This is a genomic window from Streptantibioticus cattleyicolor NRRL 8057 = DSM 46488, from assembly GCF_000240165.1.
Taxonomy (GTDB): domain Bacteria; phylum Actinomycetota; class Actinomycetes; order Streptomycetales; family Streptomycetaceae; genus Streptantibioticus; species Streptantibioticus cattleyicolor.
In genome coordinates this window covers 1,983,974-2,002,450 of the sequence record NC_017586.1, presented here as the reverse complement: position 1 = coordinate 2,002,450, position 18,477 = coordinate 1,983,974, and the positions used below count along the sequence as shown (strand labels likewise).

At 74.3% G+C, this 18,477-nt stretch carries 14 protein-coding genes and 3 tRNA genes; 6 read left to right on the top strand and 11 right to left on the bottom strand.

What is annotated here, in order from left to right; all coding sequences use genetic code 11:
• Positions 1–58: 58 nt before the first annotated feature.
• Positions 59–131, bottom strand: a tRNA-Lys gene (locus tag SCATT_RS08795).
• A 194-nt stretch (positions 132–325) separates the two neighbouring features.
• On the opposite strand from SCATT_RS08795, the gene SCATT_RS08790 reads away from it, so the two are divergent.
• The gene (locus SCATT_RS08790) at positions 326–1,573 is read left to right on the top strand and encodes a chitinase (RefSeq protein ID WP_014142647.1); all 1,248 of its coding nucleotides are present in this window, start codon (positions 326–328) and stop codon (positions 1,571–1,573) included.
• A gap of 85 nt (positions 1,574–1,658) precedes the next feature.
• Here SCATT_RS08790 and SCATT_RS08785 read toward each other — a convergent pair whose 3' ends face one another.
• Positions 1,659–2,414, bottom strand: coding sequence for an IclR family transcriptional regulator (locus SCATT_RS08785; protein ID WP_014142646.1), 756 nt, complete (start codon positions 2,412–2,414; stop codon positions 1,659–1,661).
• 427 nt (positions 2,415–2,841) lie between these two features.
• Between SCATT_RS08785 and SCATT_RS08780 the strand changes: the two genes are divergently transcribed.
• The 3 genes from SCATT_RS08780 to SCATT_RS08770 all read left to right on the top strand — a co-directional run bounded on the left by SCATT_RS08780 (position 2,842) and on the right by SCATT_RS08770 (position 6,598).
• Positions 2,842–3,360 (top strand): universal stress protein, encoded by a 519-nt coding sequence (locus SCATT_RS08780; protein WP_014142644.1) that lies wholly within the window; start codon positions 2,842–2,844, stop codon positions 3,358–3,360.
• A gap of 95 nt (positions 3,361–3,455) precedes the next feature.
• On the top strand, positions 3,456–4,607 hold the full coding sequence (locus SCATT_RS08775) for an LLM class flavin-dependent oxidoreductase (RefSeq protein WP_014142643.1): 1,152 nt from the start codon (positions 3,456–3,458) through the stop codon (positions 4,605–4,607).
• 254 nt (positions 4,608–4,861) lie between these two features.
• Positions 4,862–6,598 carry a glycosyl hydrolase family 18 protein gene (locus SCATT_RS08770; RefSeq protein WP_014142642.1) on the top strand — a complete coding sequence of 579 codons (1,737 nt, stop codon included), beginning with the start codon at positions 4,862–4,864 and terminating at the stop codon, positions 6,596–6,598.
• 38 nt (positions 6,599–6,636) lie between these two features.
• Here the strand turns inward: SCATT_RS08770 and SCATT_RS08765 are convergent, their stop codons facing one another.
• Positions 6,637–8,496, bottom strand: a complete 1,860-nt coding sequence (locus tag SCATT_RS08765; RefSeq protein ID WP_014142641.1) for a putative bifunctional diguanylate cyclase/phosphodiesterase — start codon at positions 8,494–8,496, stop codon at positions 6,637–6,639.
• 358 nt (positions 8,497–8,854) lie between these two features.
• Here SCATT_RS08765 and SCATT_RS08760 point away from each other — a divergent pair, with 358 nt between their 5' ends.
• Together SCATT_RS08760 and SCATT_RS08755 are read left to right on the top strand one after the other, a co-directional pair.
• A complete protein-coding gene (locus SCATT_RS08760) occupies positions 8,855–10,099 on the top strand; it encodes a M6 family metalloprotease domain-containing protein (protein WP_014142640.1) in 1,245 nt (414 codons plus the stop codon).
• Between the two features lie 7 nt (positions 10,100–10,106).
• Positions 10,107–11,369 carry a M6 family metalloprotease domain-containing protein gene (locus tag SCATT_RS08755; RefSeq protein ID WP_202446631.1) on the top strand — a complete coding sequence of 421 codons (1,263 nt, stop codon included), beginning with the start codon at positions 10,107–10,109 and terminating at the stop codon, positions 11,367–11,369.
• Positions 11,370–11,432: 63 nt separating this feature from the next.
• On the opposite strand, the gene SCATT_RS08750 is transcribed toward SCATT_RS08755, so the two are convergent.
• The 8 genes from SCATT_RS08750 to SCATT_RS08715 all read right to left on the bottom strand — a co-directional run bounded on the left by SCATT_RS08750 (position 11,433) and on the right by SCATT_RS08715 (position 18,369).
• Positions 11,433–11,505: transfer RNA gene (locus SCATT_RS08750), tRNA-Lys, on the bottom strand.
• 180 nt (positions 11,506–11,685) lie between these two features.
• Positions 11,686–11,758 (bottom strand) — tRNA-Lys (locus SCATT_RS08745).
• 62 nt (positions 11,759–11,820) lie between these two features.
• Complete coding sequence (locus tag SCATT_RS08740; RefSeq protein ID WP_014142638.1) at positions 11,821–12,465, bottom strand: bifunctional DNA primase/polymerase; 645 nt, start codon at positions 12,463–12,465, stop codon at positions 11,821–11,823.
• 157 nt (positions 12,466–12,622) lie between these two features.
• The gene (locus SCATT_RS08735; RefSeq protein ID WP_014142637.1) at positions 12,623–12,991 is read right to left on the bottom strand and encodes a hypothetical protein; all 369 of its coding nucleotides are present in this window, start codon (positions 12,989–12,991) and stop codon (positions 12,623–12,625) included.
• Between the two features lie 140 nt (positions 12,992–13,131).
• Complete coding sequence (locus tag SCATT_RS08730) at positions 13,132–14,499, bottom strand: AAA family ATPase (protein WP_014142636.1); 1,368 nt, start codon at positions 14,497–14,499, stop codon at positions 13,132–13,134.
• A 147-nt stretch (positions 14,500–14,646) separates the two neighbouring features.
• Complete coding sequence (locus tag SCATT_RS08725) at positions 14,647–16,206, bottom strand: hypothetical protein (RefSeq protein ID WP_014142635.1); 1,560 nt, start codon at positions 16,204–16,206, stop codon at positions 14,647–14,649.
• Positions 16,203–17,321 carry a hypothetical protein gene (locus SCATT_RS08720; protein WP_014142634.1) on the bottom strand — a complete coding sequence of 373 codons (1,119 nt, stop codon included), beginning with the start codon at positions 17,319–17,321 and terminating at the stop codon, positions 16,203–16,205. Before SCATT_RS08720 ends, SCATT_RS08725 begins: the two co-directional genes overlap by 4 nt.
• 61 nt (positions 17,322–17,382) lie before the next feature.
• Positions 17,383–18,369, bottom strand: coding sequence for a phosphatase PAP2 family protein (locus SCATT_RS08715; protein ID WP_106435584.1), 987 nt, complete (start codon positions 18,367–18,369; stop codon positions 17,383–17,385).
• Positions 18,370–18,477 lie beyond the last annotated feature (108 nt).

Sequence of the window (18,477 nt, the reverse complement as noted above, 5' to 3'; positions counted from 1 at the left end):
AACGACGAAGGGCGTCCTCCCGAGGGAGAACGCCCAGGTCAACGGCTCTGCCGTGAAGTGCGCCGCCAGGGACTTGAACCCCGAACCCGCTGATTAAGAGTCAGCTGCTCTGCCAGTTGAGCTAGCGGCGCCCGCGAGGAAAACTCTACCGGATCCCCGAGGGTGCTCCCGACCACCCCTCCTTTCCCGGTGCCACGGGTGCCCCGGCGCGGCCCGGGCTCGCGAGCGACTGGTCCAGTCCAATCTATTGACGCGGTCGCGTCAGAGAGTCACGCTGTGGGGCGATTGGTCTGTACCAACTCCCACACCCTGCCGGGAGGCTCACGTGCAACGCCGTAGATTGCGTACGCTCGCCGCCGTCGTGTCGACGGCGGCGCTCTCGGTGGCCGCGTCGACCGCGGTGGCGGCCACCACCGAGGCCGCCCCCACGACGGCCGCCGCCCAGTCCGCCGCTCAGCCCGCCGCGATCGGGAACAACTGGTTCGCCGCCGCGCCGTATCTGATGCCGCTGGACAACGATCCGCCGGACCCCGGTCAGGTGATGGACGCCACCGGGCTCAAGGCGTTCCAGCTCGCCTTCATCCTGGCGCCCAACGGCGGCGGGTGTTCGCCCACCTGGGACGGGACCAGCCCGGTCGCCTCGGACACCGCGGTGGCCGGGGTCATCTCGCAGATCCGCGCCAAGGGCGGCGACGTCTCCGCCTCGGTCGGCGGCTACGCCGGCACCAAGCTGGGCCAGGCGTGCGGCACCCCGGAGGCCACCGCCGCCGCGTACCAGCAGGTGGTCGACAAGTACGGGCTCAAGGCGCTCGACTTCGACCTCGAGGAGCCGGAGTACGAGAACTCCGCGGCGGTCCACAACGAGATCGGCGCCGCCAGGATCCTCCAGCAGAAGAACCCGGGCATCTACATCTCGGTGACCACCGCCGGCACCGCCGACGGCACCGGCTGGTTCGGCAAGCAGATGCTGAACGAGGCCAAGTCGCAGGGGTTCGTCCCGGACAACTTCTCGATCATGCCGTTCGACGGCGGCTTCAGCGGCGCCGCCGCCCAGACCAGCGCGCTGACCAACTTCAACACCGTCCTCCAGTCGACCTTCGGCTGGGACTCCGCCACCGCCTACGCCCACGAGGGCATCTCCCAGATGAACGGGCGCAGCGACAGCGGCGAGTACTTCTACCAGTCGGACTTCCAGGCCGTGCTGGACTACGCCACCAGCCACCACATGGCGCGCTTCACCAACTGGTCGGTCAACCGCGACCGCCAGTGCACCCCGCCGGACAACAACGGCAAGACCTCCGGCACGTGCAGCAGCGTCCCGCAGAGCCCGTGGGACTTCACCAAGTTCTTGGTGAAGTTCGCCGGCGCCACCCCGCCCACCTCGCCGACGCCCACCCCGCCCCCCACCTCGCCGGGCCAGTGCACCGCCCCGGCCTACAGCCCCACCGCGGTCTACGTGGGCGGCAACGAGGTCTCGTACAACGGGCACACCTGGAAGGCCAAGTGGTGGACGCAGGGTGAGGCCCCGTCCACCGGCGGCTCCGGGGTCTGGCAGGACGAGGGGCCCTGCTGACGCCGGACGTAAAGCAGAGCAGGGGTCGGGCGGGTGCGCGCCCGGCCCCGCTCCGTTCGTCCAGGCGCTGCGTCGCGCCGGGGTTTCAGAACGCCAGCGACAGCAGCACCGGCGCGGCCCGCTTGTTGAGCGTGTCGGCCGCCGCCCGCAGCCGGTGCGCCCGGTCCAGCGGCATGGAGACGGCCAGGCAGCACACCGCGCTGCCCACGGTGACCGGGACGGCGGCGCACACCGTGCCGACCGCGTACTCCTGGAGGTCGAGCGTGGGGACGGTGGCGGGCTGGCTGTCCAACTTGGTGAAGAGCACCTTCTCGTTGGTGATCGTCTTGGAGGTGAGCCGGGCCACCTTGTGCCGGGACAGGTGGTCGCGGCGGCCGTCCTGGTCGAGCTGGGTGAGCAGGCACTTGCCGACGGCGCTGGCGTGGGCGGCGGAACGGAAGTCCACCCACTCGTTGACCCTGGGCGCGGCCGGGCCGTCGGCGTAGTCCACGATCCGCACCTCGCCGTCGTCGTAACGGCTGAAGTAGACCGCGGCGCCCACCTCGTCGCGCAGCCGGTTGAGGATGCCCTTGATCTTGTCGGCCAGCGCCTGCTTGCGGTTGGTGGTGCCGAGCAGCAGCAGCGACTCGCCGACCACGAAGGCGCCGTCGGGCAGGACGCTGAGGTAGCCCTCGCGCCGCAGCATCGTCAGCAGCGGGGCGAGGTCGCCCACGGGCACCCGGAGCTCACGGGAGAGCTGCTCGCCGCTCACGCCGCAGCCGTGCCGGTCGACGGTCTCCAGCAGCCGCATCGCGTACTGGACGGCGTAGGCGGGCGCCATCCTCCGGTGCTCCAGCGCCACGGTGTCCCCCTCAGCAGGTGTGACCGCTTGCCTCGTGCGTGGCCGGGCCGCCCGGCGCGGACGCGTGGCGCGGTGCACCGTCCGGAAGCCGGCCGCTCCCAACGATAGCCTCAACGGCCCTGCCGGGGGCCGGGGTTGCCCACTTCGAGAGCGCTTTCCGTGGGGTTGTCCAGCGGATTGTCACTCTGGCATATGCCAACGGCACAAGCCATGCGCCCCCGCCGTACGCCGGCGTGCCCCGCCAGCGGTCCGCGTGCTTCGTGCTTCTTTGGTGCCGCGCCACCCTCGCTGCTAAATTGATAGGTGAATCCGGCGAATATGCCTGCGAAACACAGGCGAGGCACCTGTTTTACCTGGTGTTCAAACGTCGAACATAGGTGACACGCAGTTCGTACACACGCAATCGAGCAGACATGGAGGGGCCGTCGTGGCCGGGCAGGCACGCGTGATCGTCGGGGTGAGCGGATCGCTCAACAGCCTCACCGCCCTGCACCGGGCGATCGCGGAGGCGCGGCGGCGGGACGCGCTGCTCGTCCCGGTGCTCGCCTGGACGCCGCCCGGCGGCGAGACGGCCTATCTGCGCAGCCCCTGCCCGCCGCTGCTGCGCGAGTGGGAGCGGTCCGCGCGGCTGCGGCTGGCCCAGGCGTTCGACGACGCGTTCGGCGGCCGGCTGGAGGGCGTGCGGATGAGCGCCCTGGTGGTGCGCGGCGAGCCCGGCGAGGTGCTGACGGCCGTCGCCGACCGCCCCGACGACCTGCTGGTGGTCAGCACCGGCGGACGGCGCCGGGTCACCCGCCTCTTCCGTCGCTCGGTGGCCCGCCACTGCCTGGAGCAGGCGGTCTGCCCGGTGCTCGCGGTGCCCCCGTCCGAGCTGCGCGACACCCTCTCCCGCGCCCACCGGGTCGCCGACCCGCTCGCCCTGCTGGCCCGTACGGCCGGCGCCTGACGGCCGTGCCGTCCGCCGCCCGGGAATAACCGGAGAATCGCTCCGGTTGTCCCCTCCCGGCAGTACCGACCCATCCGTCCGGGAGGCGACCGAGCGTGGCTGACGAGCACTACACCGACGAGCAGCGGTCCGGGAGCGACGGCCCCGCACCGGCGGCCGGCGACGGCATCCGCGGCACCGCCCACGGCACCGCCCCGGTGCCGTTGTCCGTGCTCGACCTGGTCACCGTAGGCGCCGGGCGCACCGCGGGCGACGCGCTGCGCACCAGCGCCCGGCTGGCCGGGCTCGCCGAGTCCCGCGGCTTCCACCGCTACTGGGTGGCCGAACACCACTCGATGCCCGGCGTCGCCAGCACCTCGCCCGCGGTCATCCTGGCCAACCTCGCCGCCCACACCACCTCCATCCGGCTCGGCTCGGGCGGGGTGATGCTGCCCAACCACGCCCCGCTGGTGATCGCCGAGCAGTTCGGCACCCTGGAGGCGCTCGCCCCCGGCCGGATCGACCTGGGCCTCGGGCGTGCCCCGGGCACCGACGGCGCCACCGCCGCCGCGCTGCGCCGCGCCGACGGCCTGCGCGAGGGCGCCGACGACTTCCCGCGTCAGCTCGCCGAGTTGGTCCGCTTCCTCGACGACGACTTCCCCGAGGGCCACCCCTACGCGCGGATCCACGCCGTCCCCGGTCCGGTGCAGGCGACCTCGCCCGGCGGCGTGCAGTCCCCGCACCGCCCGCCGGTGTGGCTGCTGGGCTCCTCCGGGTTCAGCGCCCAGCTCGCCGGGGCGCTCGGGCTGCCGTTCGCCTTCGCCCACCACTTCTCGGCCCGCAACACGGTGCCGGCGCTGGAGCTGTACCGGGACTCCTTCAAGCCCTCGGCCGTGCTCGACCGCCCCTACGCGCTCATCGGCGTGCAGGCGTTCGCCGCCGAGGACGAGAAGGAGGCCCGCCGCCAGGTGCTCACCGGCGCGCTGGCCATGCTCCGGCTGCGCACCGGCCGCCCCGGCCTCGTCCCCACCCCCGAGGAGGCCGAGGCGTACCCGTTCTCGCCGATGGAGCGGGAGTTCGCCGACTCCTGGCTCGCCGACGTGGAGTTCGGCACCCCGGACACGGTGCGCAAGGGGCTCGACGCGCTGGTCGAACGCACCGGCGCGGACGAGCTGATGCTCACCTCCAACGCGCACGGCCCCCAGGCCCGGCTGCGCTCGTACGAGCTGATCGCGGACGTCTACGGGCTGCCGACCGCGTCCGCCTGACCGCCCCCCTCACCGCCCCCGGGTGCCTGGTGGCCCGGGGGCGGCGCGCTGCTCAACCGCGCCGCCGGGGCGCCGTGTCGCGGACGGCCGTGGTCCAGTCGCCCGTTGCCTTCTGTTCCCGGGGAACGGCGGCGTGGCCCGGGTATTGGTCTAGTCCAGGATTAGTCCAGACCATTGACGCGTACCTGACGCGGCAGTTATCCATACACGACCGCGGTCCCCTGCCCGCGCCCCCACACCAGGAGGTTGTCCCCGTGCATGTGTTCCGCAAGGGCCGACAGGCCAACAGACCGCTGACCGCCGCGCTGTCGGTGCTGGCGCTCGCCGCCGGGGCCGTCGGCGCGCTCGCCGGGGCCGCGTCGGCGGGGGCCGCCCCCGCCCCGGCCGCCGCGGCGGCCCCGGCGGCGGCGAGCAGCGGCGGCGTGAAGATCGCCTACTACGACCAGTGGAGCGTGTACGGCAACGCGTTCTACCCCAAGGACCTCGACACCCGCGGCATCGCCGGCAAGCTCGACATCCTCAACTACTCGTTCGAGAACATCGACCCGTCCAACCTGACCTGTTTCGAGGCCACCAAGGCGTCCGACGCCTCCAACGAGAGCGACCCCAACGCCGGTGACGGGGCGGGCGACGCCTTCGCCGACTACCAGAAGTCGTTCGGCGCCGACATCAGCGTCAACGGCCAGGCGGACACCTGGAACCAGCCGATCGTGGGCAACTTCAACCAGCTCAAGGAGCTGAAGGCGAAGTACCCCAAGCTGAGGATCGTCGCCTCCATCGGCGGCTGGACGTACTCCAAGTACTTCTCCGACGTCGCCGCCAGCGACGCCAGCCGCAAGAAGTTCGTCAGCTCCTGCATCGACATGTTCATCAAGGGCAACCTGCCGGTGCAGGGCGGCTACGGCGGCCCGGGCAGCGCCGCCGGGATCTTCGACGGCTTCGACATCGACTGGGAGTACCCGGGCTCGCCGGGCGGCCATGTGGGCAACCACTACAGCACGGCCGACAAGGCCAACTACACCGCGCTGCTGGCCGAGTTCCGCAGCGAGCTGGACGCGTACGGCGCCGCCGGCAACCGCAAGATGCTGCTGACCGCCGCGATGCCGGCCGGCCAGGACAAGATCGCGCAGATCCAGACCGACAAGGTCGGCCAGTACCTGGACTACGCGAACGTCATGACCTACGACATGCACGGCGCGTGGGACGCCACCGGGCCCACCAACCACCAGGACCCGACGTACTCCTCGCCCGACGACCCGTCCAAGGCCGTCGACCCGGGCACCGAGAAGTACAGCACCGACAACGCCGTCAAGGCCTGGACCACCGGTGACGCGGCCTACGGGATCGCCGGCGGCTTCCCGGCGGCCAAGCTCACCATGGGCTACCCGCTGTACTACCGCGGCTGGACCGGCGTCCCCGCCGGGAGCAACCACGGCCTGTACCAGTCGGCCACCGGCCCCGCCTCGGCGCGCAGCCTGAGCCAGACCGCGGGCACCGCCTACTACAAGGAGCTCACCGGGATCGTCGACAACCCGGCGGACACCTTCTACGACCCCAAGACGGGCTCCAACTGGTTCTACAACGGCACCGAGTTCTGGACGGGCCTGGGCGCCCAGTCGATCCAGGCCAAGGCGGACTACGCGCACTGCCACGGGCTCGGCGGCTCGATGATGTACTCGCTGCTGGACCTGGACACCTCGGCCACGCTCTTCAACAAGATCGTGGACGCCACCAACGGCTCGGCCGCCTCGTGCTCCTCGACCCCGACCCCCACTCCGACGCCCACTCCGACCCCGACCCCCACCCCGACCCCGACCCCCACCCCGACCCCCGGCACCTGCACCGCCGCGGCCTGGGACAAGTCGGCGGTCTACACCGCGGGCAACACCGTCTCCTACAACGGCCACACCTGGCAGGCCAAGTGGTGGACGCAGGGTGAGGTGCCCGGCGCCAGCCAGTGGGGCGCCTGGCAGGACCTCGGCGCCTGCTGAGACCGGCCACGTCTCGCGGACGGTGCTCGGCGGAGGGCTCAGCCCCCGCCGAGCATCGCCGTGATCCGGTCCGGGGCGACCGGCCGGGAGTAGAACCACCCCTGGCCGGTGTCGCAGCCGATCCGGCGCAGCCGCTCGGCCTGCTCCGCGCTCTCCACGCACTCCGCGGTCACCGTGATCCCGAGCCGGTGGGCCAGCTGCACCAGCGCCTCCACGATGGTCTCGTCGGCCGGGTTGGGGTGCTCACGGGAGCGGAAGCCGCGGACGAACGATCCGTCCAGCTTGAGCGCGGTCACCGGCAGCCGGCTCAGATAGGCCAGGTTGGAGTAGCCGGTGCCGAAGTCGTCGATGGCGATCCGCACCCCCATCTCGTGGAGCGCGTACAGCGCCTGCAACGGACGGCCGGTGGAGCCCATCACCGCGGACTCGGTCAGCTCCAGCTGGAGCAGCGCGGGCGGCAGCCCGGTCTCGTCCAGCACCGCGGCCACGTCGCCCACCAGGTCGGAGTCCCACACCTGACGCACCGCCACGTTGACGCTGACGAACGGCGGCGCCTCGGGGTGGTCCTTGTGCCAGGCGCGGGCCCAGCGGCAGGACTCGGCCAGCACCCAGCGGCCGAGCTGGACGATGGAACCGTTCTCCTCGGCCAGTGAGATGAAGCGATTCGGCGCGAGCCGGCCGAACCGCGGATGCTCCCAGCGCACCAGCGCCTCGACGCCGCGCAGCCGCCCCCCGTCCAGCGCCACCAGCGGCTGGTACTCCAGGGTGAACTCGCCGCGCTCCACCGCCTGGCGCAGTGTGGACGACAGCGACTGGCGGGTCATCCGGTTGGCGTTGCGCTCCGGGTCGAAGAGCGTCCAGCGGGCCTTGCCGTCGGCCTTGGCCCAGTACAGCGTGGTGTCCGCGGCCTGCATCAGACCGGTGGCCGTGGTGCCGGCCGCCGAGCGCTCCACCACGCCGATGCTGGCCGAGACGGCGAGCCGGTGGCCGTCCAGGTCGAACGGGCGTTGCAGAGCGGTGAGCACCGACTCGGCCAGCGTGGTGAGCTGTTCGGTGCCCGCCGACTCCTCGACCAGCAGCGCGAACTCGTCCCCGCCGAGCCGGGCCGCCAGGTGGCCGCCGTCGGTCACGCAGGCGGTGAGCCGGGCGGCGACGGCGGCCAGCAGCCGGTCGCCGATGGCGTGGCCGAGGGTGTCGTTGATCGCCTTGAAGCCGTCCAGGTCGAGGTAGCAGATGCCGACCCGGCCGGTGGCGGGGGAGCGCAGCGCGGCGGAGAGGCGTTCGAAGAAGAGGGTGCGGTTGGGCAGCCGGGTCACCGGGTCGTGCATCTGCAAGTGGCGCAGCCGGTCGGCGAGTTCGCGTCGTTCGGTGACGTCCTGGACGCACAGCAGCGCGCCGGCGGTGCCCTCGGCGCGGCCGGCCACCGGGCGGGGCGCGGCCGGCCGTTCCGCCTCCGGGGCGCACGGCGCGGGCAGCGAGGGCTCGGCGTGGCGCAGCCGGTCGACGGTGACCTCGGCCCAGAGCGCGTGGCCGTCGGCGTGCTTGAGGCGGCAGGTGCAGCGCAGCCGGTCCCGTCGGCCGCTGAGCACTTCGCGGTAGGCGTCCCGGATCCGTTCGTCGCCGCCCAGCCCCACCAGGTCGGCGGCCTGCCGGTCGGTGAGGCGGGCCGGGTCGCAGCCGAGCAGGGTGCCGAGCGCCGGGTTGGCGGCCAGCAGGTGGCCGTCGTGGTCGAGGAGCGCCATCGCGCCCCGGGCGGCGTTGAAGGCGGCGTGGTAGTCGCGGAGCAGCCCGGTGGGGCGTCCGGGGGTCAGCTCGTCACACTCCGTGATGCTTGAGGGATGTGTCGCGGGCTCGCTCTCCCGGCCGACCGAGGGTCTGCCTTCAGCTTGCTCCCGCATCGCAGTCGTCTCGCACAAGTAGTCGGGGAGGGACCGGTGTCCGGCCGCGGACGGTTTTCACGCTGGAAATGTGGCGATCATAGAGGTTCGCGGTGTCCGTCAGCCACCGTGCGGGCGGTGATTCTTGGCACGGCGGCGGTATTGCACGCGACCGGCTGATCGTTCGTGCATGAGTGCTGTACTCATCTGCCCCTCCACGATCGCTGACGATCGCCCGTTACGGACCGTAGCTGATCGAGACTGACCCGTCCGGACCAGTAGAACAGGGCAAACCCCCGCAACCGGGGCAAGGGTGAGGGGGACGAGGTCACCCGATCCGGTCCGGGGAGGTCGCGTGCGAGCACATGGCATAGCGGACGTGCCCCGGCGCACGCCCGACCGCGACCGGCGCATCGCGCGCCGGGCGACCGCGCTGCTGTGGGGGTTCGCCGCGCTGGTCGCCTGGACACTGGCCACCGGGCCCGCGGTGGCCGTCCCGCGCGGCGGCCCGTGCGCCCTGGAGCGCACCGCGGTACGCCACTCCGAGGGTGTCAGCGACTGGGATCCGGCCTATCCGCGGCCCCGTGGCGAACTCCGCGCGGTGCTGCTCTTCCTCGCCTTCCCCGGCCACCGCCCCGAGACGCCCCCGGCCGAACTGGCCACCGATCACTTCCCGGCCACCACCGCCTACTTCGCCCGCGCCTCCTACGGGCGCTTCCGGCTGCGCCCGCGCGTGGTGCCGCGCTGGTTCACCATGCCGCGGCCGGCCGGCGCCTACGCCATCCACCGGGACTGGGCGGCGGCGCCCCGTGGCCGGTACCTGCGCGACGCGGTGGCCGCCGTCGGCCACGCCGTGGACCTCGGGCGCTACCCGGTGGTCTACCTGGTGGCCGACCCCGGCGCCCCCGGGGTGGACTCCGACGCCACCAAGGTGATCAGCCTGGACCGCCCGCTGCCCGCCCCGGGCTCCGGCGTCCGCCGCTTCGTCACCGTCTTCGAACACCGCCCGCCGGACCGCAACGTCCTGGCCCACGAGACCAACCACGTCTTCGACCTGCCCGACCTGTACGCCCGCCCGCCGGACGGCGGCGGAGCCGGAGCCGGCTGGGACACCCGGGTCGGCGACTGGGACCTGATGGGTAGTCAATTCGGGCTGGCGCCCGACCTGTTCGGCTGGCACAAGTGGAAGTACGGCTGGCTCGACGGCGACCAGGTGGCCTGCGCCGCCCGGCGCGGCACCAGCACCGCCCGGCTGGCCCCGGTGGAGGCCCCCGGCCGCGGCACCCGGCTGCTGGTGGTGCCCACCAGCGCCGTCTCCGCGCTGGCCGCCGAGGCCCGTACCACCCGCGGCAACGACGCCACCAGCTGCGCCGAGGGCGTCCTGCTGTACGAGGTGCGCACCGACGTCCCCTCCGGGCAGGGCCCGATACGGGTGCTCGACGGCCACCCCGGCACCGGCGGCTGCTACGGAGACTCGGTCTACCCGCCGCTCGCCGACGCCCCGCTGCGCTCCGGCGAGTCCTACGCCCACCGCTACGGCCCCGGCCGTGACGCGGTGATCCGCTTCCGGGTCGGGCGCCGGGACCGCTCCGGGGGCTGGCCGGTCACGGTGGAGAAGCGGTGAGCGGGCGATGAGGCGCGGGCACCGCAGGGCCGGTGCGGGCGGCGGACGCGGCGGGGTGAAGGCCGCCGCGATAACCGCCGTGCTCTCGGTGGCCTCCGGCGGCTCGGCGGTGCTCGGCGGCGCCTCCTCCTCCGCCCCGCCGGCCGCCGCCCCCTCCTCCCGGCCCTGCGCGCTCCCGGCCCGCCCCGGCGTCGAGATGTCCGAGGGGTTCCCGGCCGCCCCCAACCCGGCGTACGCCCGCTCCACCGGCACGCTGCGGGCGCTGGTGCTCTTCGTCGACTTCCCCGACGCCCCGGCCCACGGCAGCGCCCGCGCCCGGTACGAGGAGTTCTTCCCGGCGGTCTCCCGCTGGTACGCCCGGGCCTCCTACGGCAGGCTGCGCTACCAGCCGGTTCCGGTGCTGCGCTACCTGCGGATGCCCCGCCCGTTCAGCGGCTACGGGATAGCCCGCGGCTACGGCTGGAACACCCACCGGGCCATGATGCGCGACCTGGCCGCGGTCGCCGCCGCCCAGCACATACCGCTGCGCGGCTACGACCTGGTGGACGTCATCGCCACCCCCAACGCCGGCCCCCCGGCCGACGAGACCGTGCTCTCCGTCACCTGGACCGGCGCCACCGCGGCCACCTCCGCCGACGGCGCCCGGCTGGACCGGGTCTCCGTCATCTACGGCCACGACCAGGCCGGCTTCCGCGTCCTCGCCCACGAGAACGGCCACATACTCGGCCTGCCCGACCTCTACGCCGTCGACGACTTCCGCCGCACCGACGCGCTGGCCGGGCAGTGGGACACCATGTCGCTGGACTGGGGGCTCCAGGGCGACCTGTTCGCCTGGCACAAGTGGCGGCTGGGCTGGCTCGCCGACGCCCAGCTGGCCTGCCTGACCGGCCCCGGCAGCCGGCGGATCCGCCTCGCGCCGCTGGAGGAGGGCGGCGGCACCAAGGCCGTGGTCGTCCCCTCCGGCCGCAGCGCCGCCTACGTGGTGGAGGCCCGCACCACCCGCGGCAACGACGCCCAGGGGTGCACCGAGGGCGTCCTGGTCTACCGGGTCCGCACCGACGTGGAATCCGGCAACGGCCCGGTCACCGTGGCCGACGCCCATCCGGCCAGCTCCGCCTGCGACTTCAGCAGCGCCAGCTTCAACTCCCTCAACGACGCGCCGTTCCGCACCGGGGAGAGCTTCACCGACCGCGCCGCCGGGCTGACGGTGCGGGTGCTCTCCCGCGACGCCGACGGCGGCTGGCGGGTCGAGGTCACCCGGGACCACTGAGGAACGGGGGGTTCCGGAAAACACCACGGCCCGGGAACGTGGCGTTCCCGGGCCGGTGAGCTGTGCGCCGCCAGGGACTTGAACCCCGAACCCGCTGATTAAGAGTCAGCTGCTCTGCCAGTTGAGCTAGCGGCGCGTGTCTGTCGTTGTCGACGAGTCGAGCATACATGAACCGTTCGCTCGCGGTACCCCCGGAAGGGCTTGATCACGCCTGGGACGGGTGTGATTCGCGCCACGTCCCGCACCGTGTCCGGCCGCGGAGGCCCGGAACGCCGGAAGCGCCCCTCCGAGGTGGAGGGACGCTTCGGTGACCAGGTGCGCCGCCAGGGACTTGAACCCCGAACCCGCTGATTAAGAGTCAGCTGCTCTGCCAGTTGAGCTAGCGGCGCCGGTTGACGTTGAAGACCCTAGCATCCTGGTCCGGGAGAGTGAAAATCGGCGACGTCCGAGGTCAGACCGGGCGGCTGCGGGCCCGGCGGGCGGCCCGCAGGACGGCCCACAGCAGCACGTCGGGGCCGGGCAGCCACGGGTACCGGGAGTCCGGGGCCACCACCCAGCGGGCCGGCCCCGCGGACTCCTCCCACGCCGGGTCCGGCACCAGCGGCGGGATGGTCACCACGTCCCCGCGGCCGTGGCACAGCAGCGGCGGCACCGCGGCGCCCCACTCCTCCCAGGCCAGCAGCGACGGCAGCCGGTCGGCGGTGCCGGGGGCGGCGAACAGCAGCAGCCGCCCGCGGTGCACGGACACCGGCCCGCACCCCGGCCCGGCCGTCCACAACTGGTCGAGCACCTGGCGGCCGAAGAGCGCCGGGAGGTTGGCCACGTCGAAGACGGTGCCGCAGGGCAGCACGCTCGCCCGCGCCGGGCGGGCCGACCACAGCGCCTGGACGCTGCGCGGGAAGGCGCTGGCCGAGGCGAGCCAGTCGGCGCCGTCCGGGGTGACGTGGGCGGTGTGCGCGAAGGGGTCGGGGCGGGCCGCGGTGTCCGGCGTCACGGCGCCGGGCAGGCCGTGGTCCTCCCGGCCGCCGTGTCCGCCCCGCCGGGCCGTGCCCGGCATCCCGCCGCCGTCGCCTGTCTCCCAGAACCGTTCGCTCATGACGGACAGATCTAGCGGCGCGCGGGGTGCCGGACCGGTGGATGGCGGGAATTCGGGACACATCGGCCCTTGCCCGCTAATATGCCGGTGGCACGTGATGCCGGTGCATCTGCACGTGCGGGGTGGCCGGATCCCTCCGGTCCCCGTGGTGGCCGGCTCAGTCGCGCCGCGGCTCCTGCCGCAGCAGTTCGGCGCCGAACTCCACCATCTTCTTGGCGTAGTCCTCCGACCAGTTGGCCCGCTCGGCGATCGCGCCGAGGGTGAGCCGGTCGAACCGTCCCGGGTCGGCCAGCTGCGCCGCCGCCATCGCCTGGTACTCGGTGGCCCGGTCGGCCGCCGCCCGGAAGGCCAGCGCCAGCTCGGTCGAACGGTCCAGCAGCAGCTGCGGATCGTCCATCGACTCCAGGTCGAAGAAGTGCTCCGGGTCGGCTCCGGGGGCCGGCGGTTCGAAGATCAGCGACGCGGGCCGCCGCGGCCGGTACCGGGCACCGTCCGACGCGCGATGAGCCGGCTGCGGCTCGGACATCTACATCCCTCCAGTTCGTGGACCGCCATCCATTGTCCCGCACGCCCCATCCCCGGGCGAAGCCCGAAGTGCCAGGGCCGTAACCGTTCCGCGCGGGGCCGCGAGAGGTGACCGCCCACCGCGGCGTACGGGGGCGCCGGTCATGGGCGCCACGTCACGCGGTGTTCGGCGAGGTGGGCGAGGACGGCGTGGTTGGCCTCCCAGCCATCGGGGAATTTGACGGTGACGCCGAGGCTGACGGGTTCGGTGGACGGGTGCTCGTCGAGGAGTTCGGCGACGCCGGCGCGGCAGACGACGATACAGGCGTGGCGGTGGCGGGAGGCGAGCACGCACAGGCGGCCGGTCTCCAGGTGGAACTCGGTGGCGTCGGGGCGGCCGGAGAGCGGGTGGAGCACCACGGTGACGTCGAACTCGCGGCCCTGGAGGCGGTTGGCGGTGTCCACGGCGACCCCGGTGACGCCGCGCGCGGCGAGCGCGGCGCGCACGGCCGCCGCCTGGTCGCGGTGGGCGGTGCCGACCGCGATCCGGTCGGCGGTCAGCGGTACCGGCTCCGGCGACCGTTCGCTGACGGTGACCCCGCCGCGTTCCAGCAGCCGCCGCACCACCGTGGCCACCGCCGCCACCGCCTCCGGGTCGGTACGCGGGGTGCGCCGGGCCGGCAGCTCCAGCAGCCCCCAGCCGCCGGCCGCCGCCTCGTCCAGCACCCGGTCCGGCCCGTCGCCGTCCGAGGCCACCGCGAAGGCCAGCCGCCGGTCACCGTGGCCGGTGCCGCTGCGGAACGGCGTGTACGGGTAGAACGCCCCCGACACCAGCGGCGCGGCGGTGGCCGGCAGCCGCCAGGAGACCGGCAGCCGGTGCTGCGGCAGCCCGGGGTTGTGCGCCAGCAGCGTGACCACCGCGCTGGCCGACGGGTCGTAGGCCAGCCCGGCCCACTGGTCGGCGCCGACCACGCTGAACGGGTCGAGCTGGCCGGGGTCGCCGACGAAGAGCGCCCGCTCGAAGAGGCCGGCGACCCGCAGCAGCGCGTCCGAACGCATCTGGTACGCCTCGTCCACGATCGCCTGCCGCCACGGCTCGACGTCCTTGACGTAGCCCCACTTGGCGGCGGTGGCGATCACCACCTGGCGGTCGCGCAGATCGGCCGGCTTGGCCGAGACGGCCACCGAGGGGTGGCGGGCGAGCGCCGGGTCGGGCGGCGAGTCGCTGCCGTGCAGCCGGCCGACGGTGACCTCGGGGGCGGCGGTGGCCAGCCGGTCGGCGAGGTCGTCGACCTGGGCGTTGGTCTGCGCGACGATCATCACCTGCTCGCCGGCCCCGGCCAGTTCGGTGGCGGCCCGCACCACCAGCGTCGACTTGCCGGCGCCGGGCGGTGAGTCGACCACCACGCCGCGGTGGGTGCCGGACCGCACGTCCCGCAGGATCGCCTCGGTGGCCGCCCCGGCCGCCGCCGCGGGATCGCCGTCCCCCGGCGCCGCCACGCCGGCCCGCGCGGTCCCGTCACCGTTCAACGCCCTCGTCCTCGCTCACTGGTCGCGGACCGGGCCGCCTGGTGGCGGCCCAGCGGAATGTTTCCCCGGCCGACGGCCCAGGTAGTCCCCGCTCGGCGACAACTGGGCCGACGGCGGCCGGAGTTGGTCATGAAAAGTCCGTTGTGATCACAGAAAGTCGTCCGCCGTCGGGGCGTCGGCCGGCTCCGGGGTGGCCGCGCCGGGGCCGGACGGGCCGCCGTGCGTCCACGGGGTGGCCTCCGCGTCCGGCAGCTCCGGGCCGCCGCGCGGGGCGTGCTCGAAGAGCGTCCAGCACACCTGGTCGCCCACCACGGGCACCGTACCGGCGTCCGGCACCTTGCCGCGGCCCATGCCGCCCAGCAACCGCAGCGTCAGCGCGCCGGGGGCCGTACCGCCGGTGAACTCCGCCTCCTGGGTCCGGCCGTCCGGCAGCGCCCGGTAGACCTTGGCCCCCTCCGCCAGCAGCGGCCGGTCGGCCACCTCCACCGTCACCAGCGGACGCGGCCGGGCCACCCGCCCCTCGGAGTACGCCATCTCCACCGCGGTCACCCGGCCCGCGAACGCCTCCCCGGCCAGCCGCCGCTCCGCCATCACCAGCGGATCGTCCAGCGCCTCCTGGGCGTCCAGCCGGGCCTGGGCGGTCTCCCGGCCGGCCAGTTTGCGGGCCGCGGTGACCGCGTCGTCCAGCCGGGGCTGCGGCGGCTCGCCGGCCCGCACCCGGTCCCGGTGGCCGGTGAACGACCAGCGGTCGCCCTTCCACCGCTCGGCCGCGTGCGCCGCCTCCGGCAGCGTCCGCAGCAGGTCCACGCCGTGCCAGACGGCGTCCCAGGTGGGCCGCAGCTGACCGGCGAGCAGGTCGCGGATCTCCCGCTCGGCGGGGCCCGGGTCGCCCCCGGACTCCCGCGCGGCGTCGTACCGGGCCATCGCCGGGGCGAGCGCGACGTTGTCGAAGACCGGGTCGGTGGCCGGACCGGCGGGCGGGGTGAGCAGCAGGCCGTCGGCGCCCCGGGCGCTCTCCGCGCGCCGCGCCGCGGTCGCCCCGTCGAGTCCGTCCGGCGGGTCGATCCAGGCCAGCAGGGCGCCCAGGTGCTGGTCCTCGGCCGCGCTCTGCCCGGTGGCCCAGTGCCGGGCCAGCAACTGCGTCATCGTCACCAGCAGCGCGCTGCCGGGGGTACGGGCCCGTTCCCCGTAGTGCGTCAGCCACCGCCCCAGCAGCGGCACCCGGGACGGCACCGGATGGGGCGCGGCCGGGTCCTCCTCGGCGGTGCGGCGGAACCGCGTCGAACGCCCCAGCAGCCGCACGTACTCCACCACGGCCGGGTTGGCCACGATCAACTGCGGCGCGTCGGCGCACAGTTGGCGCTCCACGGTGACCTTGCGGCCGGTCGCCGGGTCGGTCTCCTTGCCCGGTTCGTGCTCCACCACGTCCTCGTAGCCGGACAGGTGGGGCAGGAGGTGCGCGGCCAGGTCGGCGAGGAAGGCGAAGCGCAGGGTACGGTCGCGCGGCTGGGGTACCACCAGCAGCGCCGGGTCGTCGCGGTCGGTGCCCACCATCGCCCCCAGCGGCGCCCCCACCTCGCCCGCGGTCGTCAACGGCACGAAGACCATCGGCCGCTCCGACAGGTGCCGGTGGCGCACCGTCGCCACCGGCTGGGCCCGCCCGGCCGCGACGGCCTGCGCCCGGGCCAGGGTGGTGAAGAGCGTCATGCCGGCCCCTCCTCGCCGAGCGCCAGCGCCCGCAGCTCCGCCGCCCGGCGCAGCGCCGCGACCGCGGGGTCGGCGGGGTCGCCGTGTCGGCCGTGGGCGGCGGCGAGCAGGTCGGGGACGGTCTCGATCGAGCCGAGTTCGCCGCGTACCGAGCGGCCGAGGACGGTCACCGAGCCGGCGGAACGGGCCTGGGCGCGGCAGTGGAAGGCCAGCTCGCACGAGGCCAGGCACTCCGGGGCGTACGCGGCGGGTACCGCGTCCAGCGCCGCCGCCAGCCGGGGCGCGGGCAGCCGCACGTCGAGCGTGGCGCCGCGCGGCAGGCGGGCGGTTATATCCTCGATGCGGGTCATCCGGGCGAGCTGGCGCCGGGTCACCGCGAGCTGCCTGCGGACGTCGACCAGTTCGGCGGTGGGCAGGTTGGAGAAGTCCTTGGGGCAGACCAGCAGCGCATCGGTGCGCGGTGCGGCGGCGTCCAGGCGTTCCAGGGCGGCGACGTAGACCGCGGCCTGGCGGGCCGCCGCGCCGACCTTCGCCGGGTCCGCGGTGCCGTCCAGGATCGGGAACGACTTGATCTCGACCACCGTCCAGCGCCCGTCCGGGGCGACCACGACCGCGTCGGGCTCGACGTAGGCGGTCGCGCCGGCCACGTCCAGCGGGAGCAGCGGGTGGTCGAGCACGCTCCAACTGCCGTCGGCCCCGGCCGCCTCGGTGGCCTCGCGCAGCGCCAGCCGGGTGCGTTCGGCGCGTCCGGCGGGGCCGGGGGCGGCGAGGTCGGGGAGGCGGACGCCGTCCGGGCCGGTCTCCGGGGCGCCGAGGCGTTCGCCCAGCAGCCGCAGCAGTTCCCGGCAGCCGTCCGCCTTCACCCCGGCCTCGAAGGCGTGCCCGCGGCCGAAGGCGAACCGCGACTGCCCGAAGGAGGCCGGGCTCCCCAGCGCCCGGGCCAGCGCGGCCTTGTCCACCCCCGCGGTGTCCACCAGCGCCCGCCGCCCGCACCCCGGGTTGGCGGCCAGCGCCGCGATCCCCCGGGCGTCCAGCGCCTTCGGCGCCACCCCGTTCCCCCGCACCTCGGCAAGACGCGCCCCCACCGACCCGGCCCGGTTGCTGTCATCGCTCACCCGGGCAGTGTGGCATCCGGGGCGGACGGAGCGGGCCGCCGGGCCCCGGACGCCGCCGGCCTCAGCGTCCCGCCGGGCTCGCCGGGGCCGGGCCCGCGACGGCGGCGGGGGTGGCCGCCACCGGCGGGTCCGCCGGTCCGGGCGCCGGGCGGGGGGCCGGCACGAGGGCGGGCGGGGCCGGGACGGCGGCGGGGGCGGCGCGGCGGGCGAACCGGGAGCGTACGCGGGCGGTGAGATGGCGTGCCGGGCGCGTCAGCAGCAGGCCGACGATCATCACGGCGACCCCGGCCACCGCGTCGAGGAGGTAGTGGTTGGCGGTGCCCAGCACCACGAAGGTGATCGCCACCGGGTACGCCAGCCCGGCCACCCGCAGCACGCGGTTTTCGGCGTACCGCCACAGCATCACCCCGCACCACAGCGCCCACCCCACGTGCAGGCTGGGCATGGCGGCGTACTGGTTGGTCATCCCGCCCAGGCCCTGCGGCGCGCTGGCGTCCGCGCCCCACCAGCCCAGGTGGGAGAAGTGCGCCATGGTGTCCTGGAAACCGGCGGCGGCCGGCAGCAGGCGCGGCGGCGCGGTGGGCAGCAGCGAGAAGCCGATCAGCCCCAGCAGCGTGGAGATCATCAGCCAGGTGCGCATGTACAGGTAGCTGCCGCTGTGCCGCCGCCACAGCCACACCAGCACCGCCGGGGTGATCACGTAGTGCAGCGTGGCGTAGGCGAAGCAGGCCGGCACCCCGAGCCACGCCTGGTGGGTGAAGAGCTGGTTGAGCGCGTGCTCGGGGGAGATCCGCAAGGTGTGTTCGAGGCGGACGATCGCCTCGCCGTGCGCCACCGCGGAGCCGGTCCCGCCGGCCACCAGCAGTCGTCCGCCCGAGTACGCGGCGTAGACCAGGGCGATCAGCGGCAGCTCGGCCCACCAGCGCGGAGCCGGCCGGCGCCGTGCGGGGGAGACGTCCGCCGAGGGCCCGGAACCGTGGACCGGCCGGTCGTCACGCGGCCGGGGACGGCCGGGGGTGGTGGGGGGCGACGGGCGGGGGCTGGACATCGGGCCGTCTTCTCCGTCTCTGCCGTCGGCCCCCGGGCCGCCCGGCCGGTGGCGATCGTTCGCTTGCACTCTTCGTCGGGGTTCTTTTGCGATGTTCCGAACGTACGT

Excerpts from the sequence above, each read along its gene's own strand:
- SCATT_RS08735 (WP_014142637.1), bottom strand. The coding sequence starts at position 12,991 with ATGTCCGAGCCGCAGCCGGCTCATCGCGCGTCGGACGGTGCCCGGTAC.
- SCATT_RS08755 (WP_202446631.1), top strand. The coding sequence starts at position 10,107 with ATGAGGCGCGGGCACCGCAGGGCCGGTGCGGGCGGCGGACGCGGCGGG.
- SCATT_RS08765 (WP_014142641.1), bottom strand. The coding sequence starts at position 8,496 with ATGCGGGAGCAAGCTGAAGGCAGACCCTCGGTCGGCCGGGAGAGCGAG.
- SCATT_RS08725 (WP_014142635.1), bottom strand. The coding sequence starts at position 16,206 with ATGACGCTCTTCACCACCCTGGCCCGGGCGCAGGCCGTCGCGGCCGGG.
- SCATT_RS08740 (WP_014142638.1), bottom strand. The coding sequence starts at position 12,465 with ATGAGCGAACGGTTCTGGGAGACAGGCGACGGCGGCGGGATGCCGGGC.
- SCATT_RS08715 (WP_106435584.1), bottom strand. The coding sequence starts at position 18,369 with ATGTCCAGCCCCCGCCCGTCGCCCCCCACCACCCCCGGCCGTCCCCGG.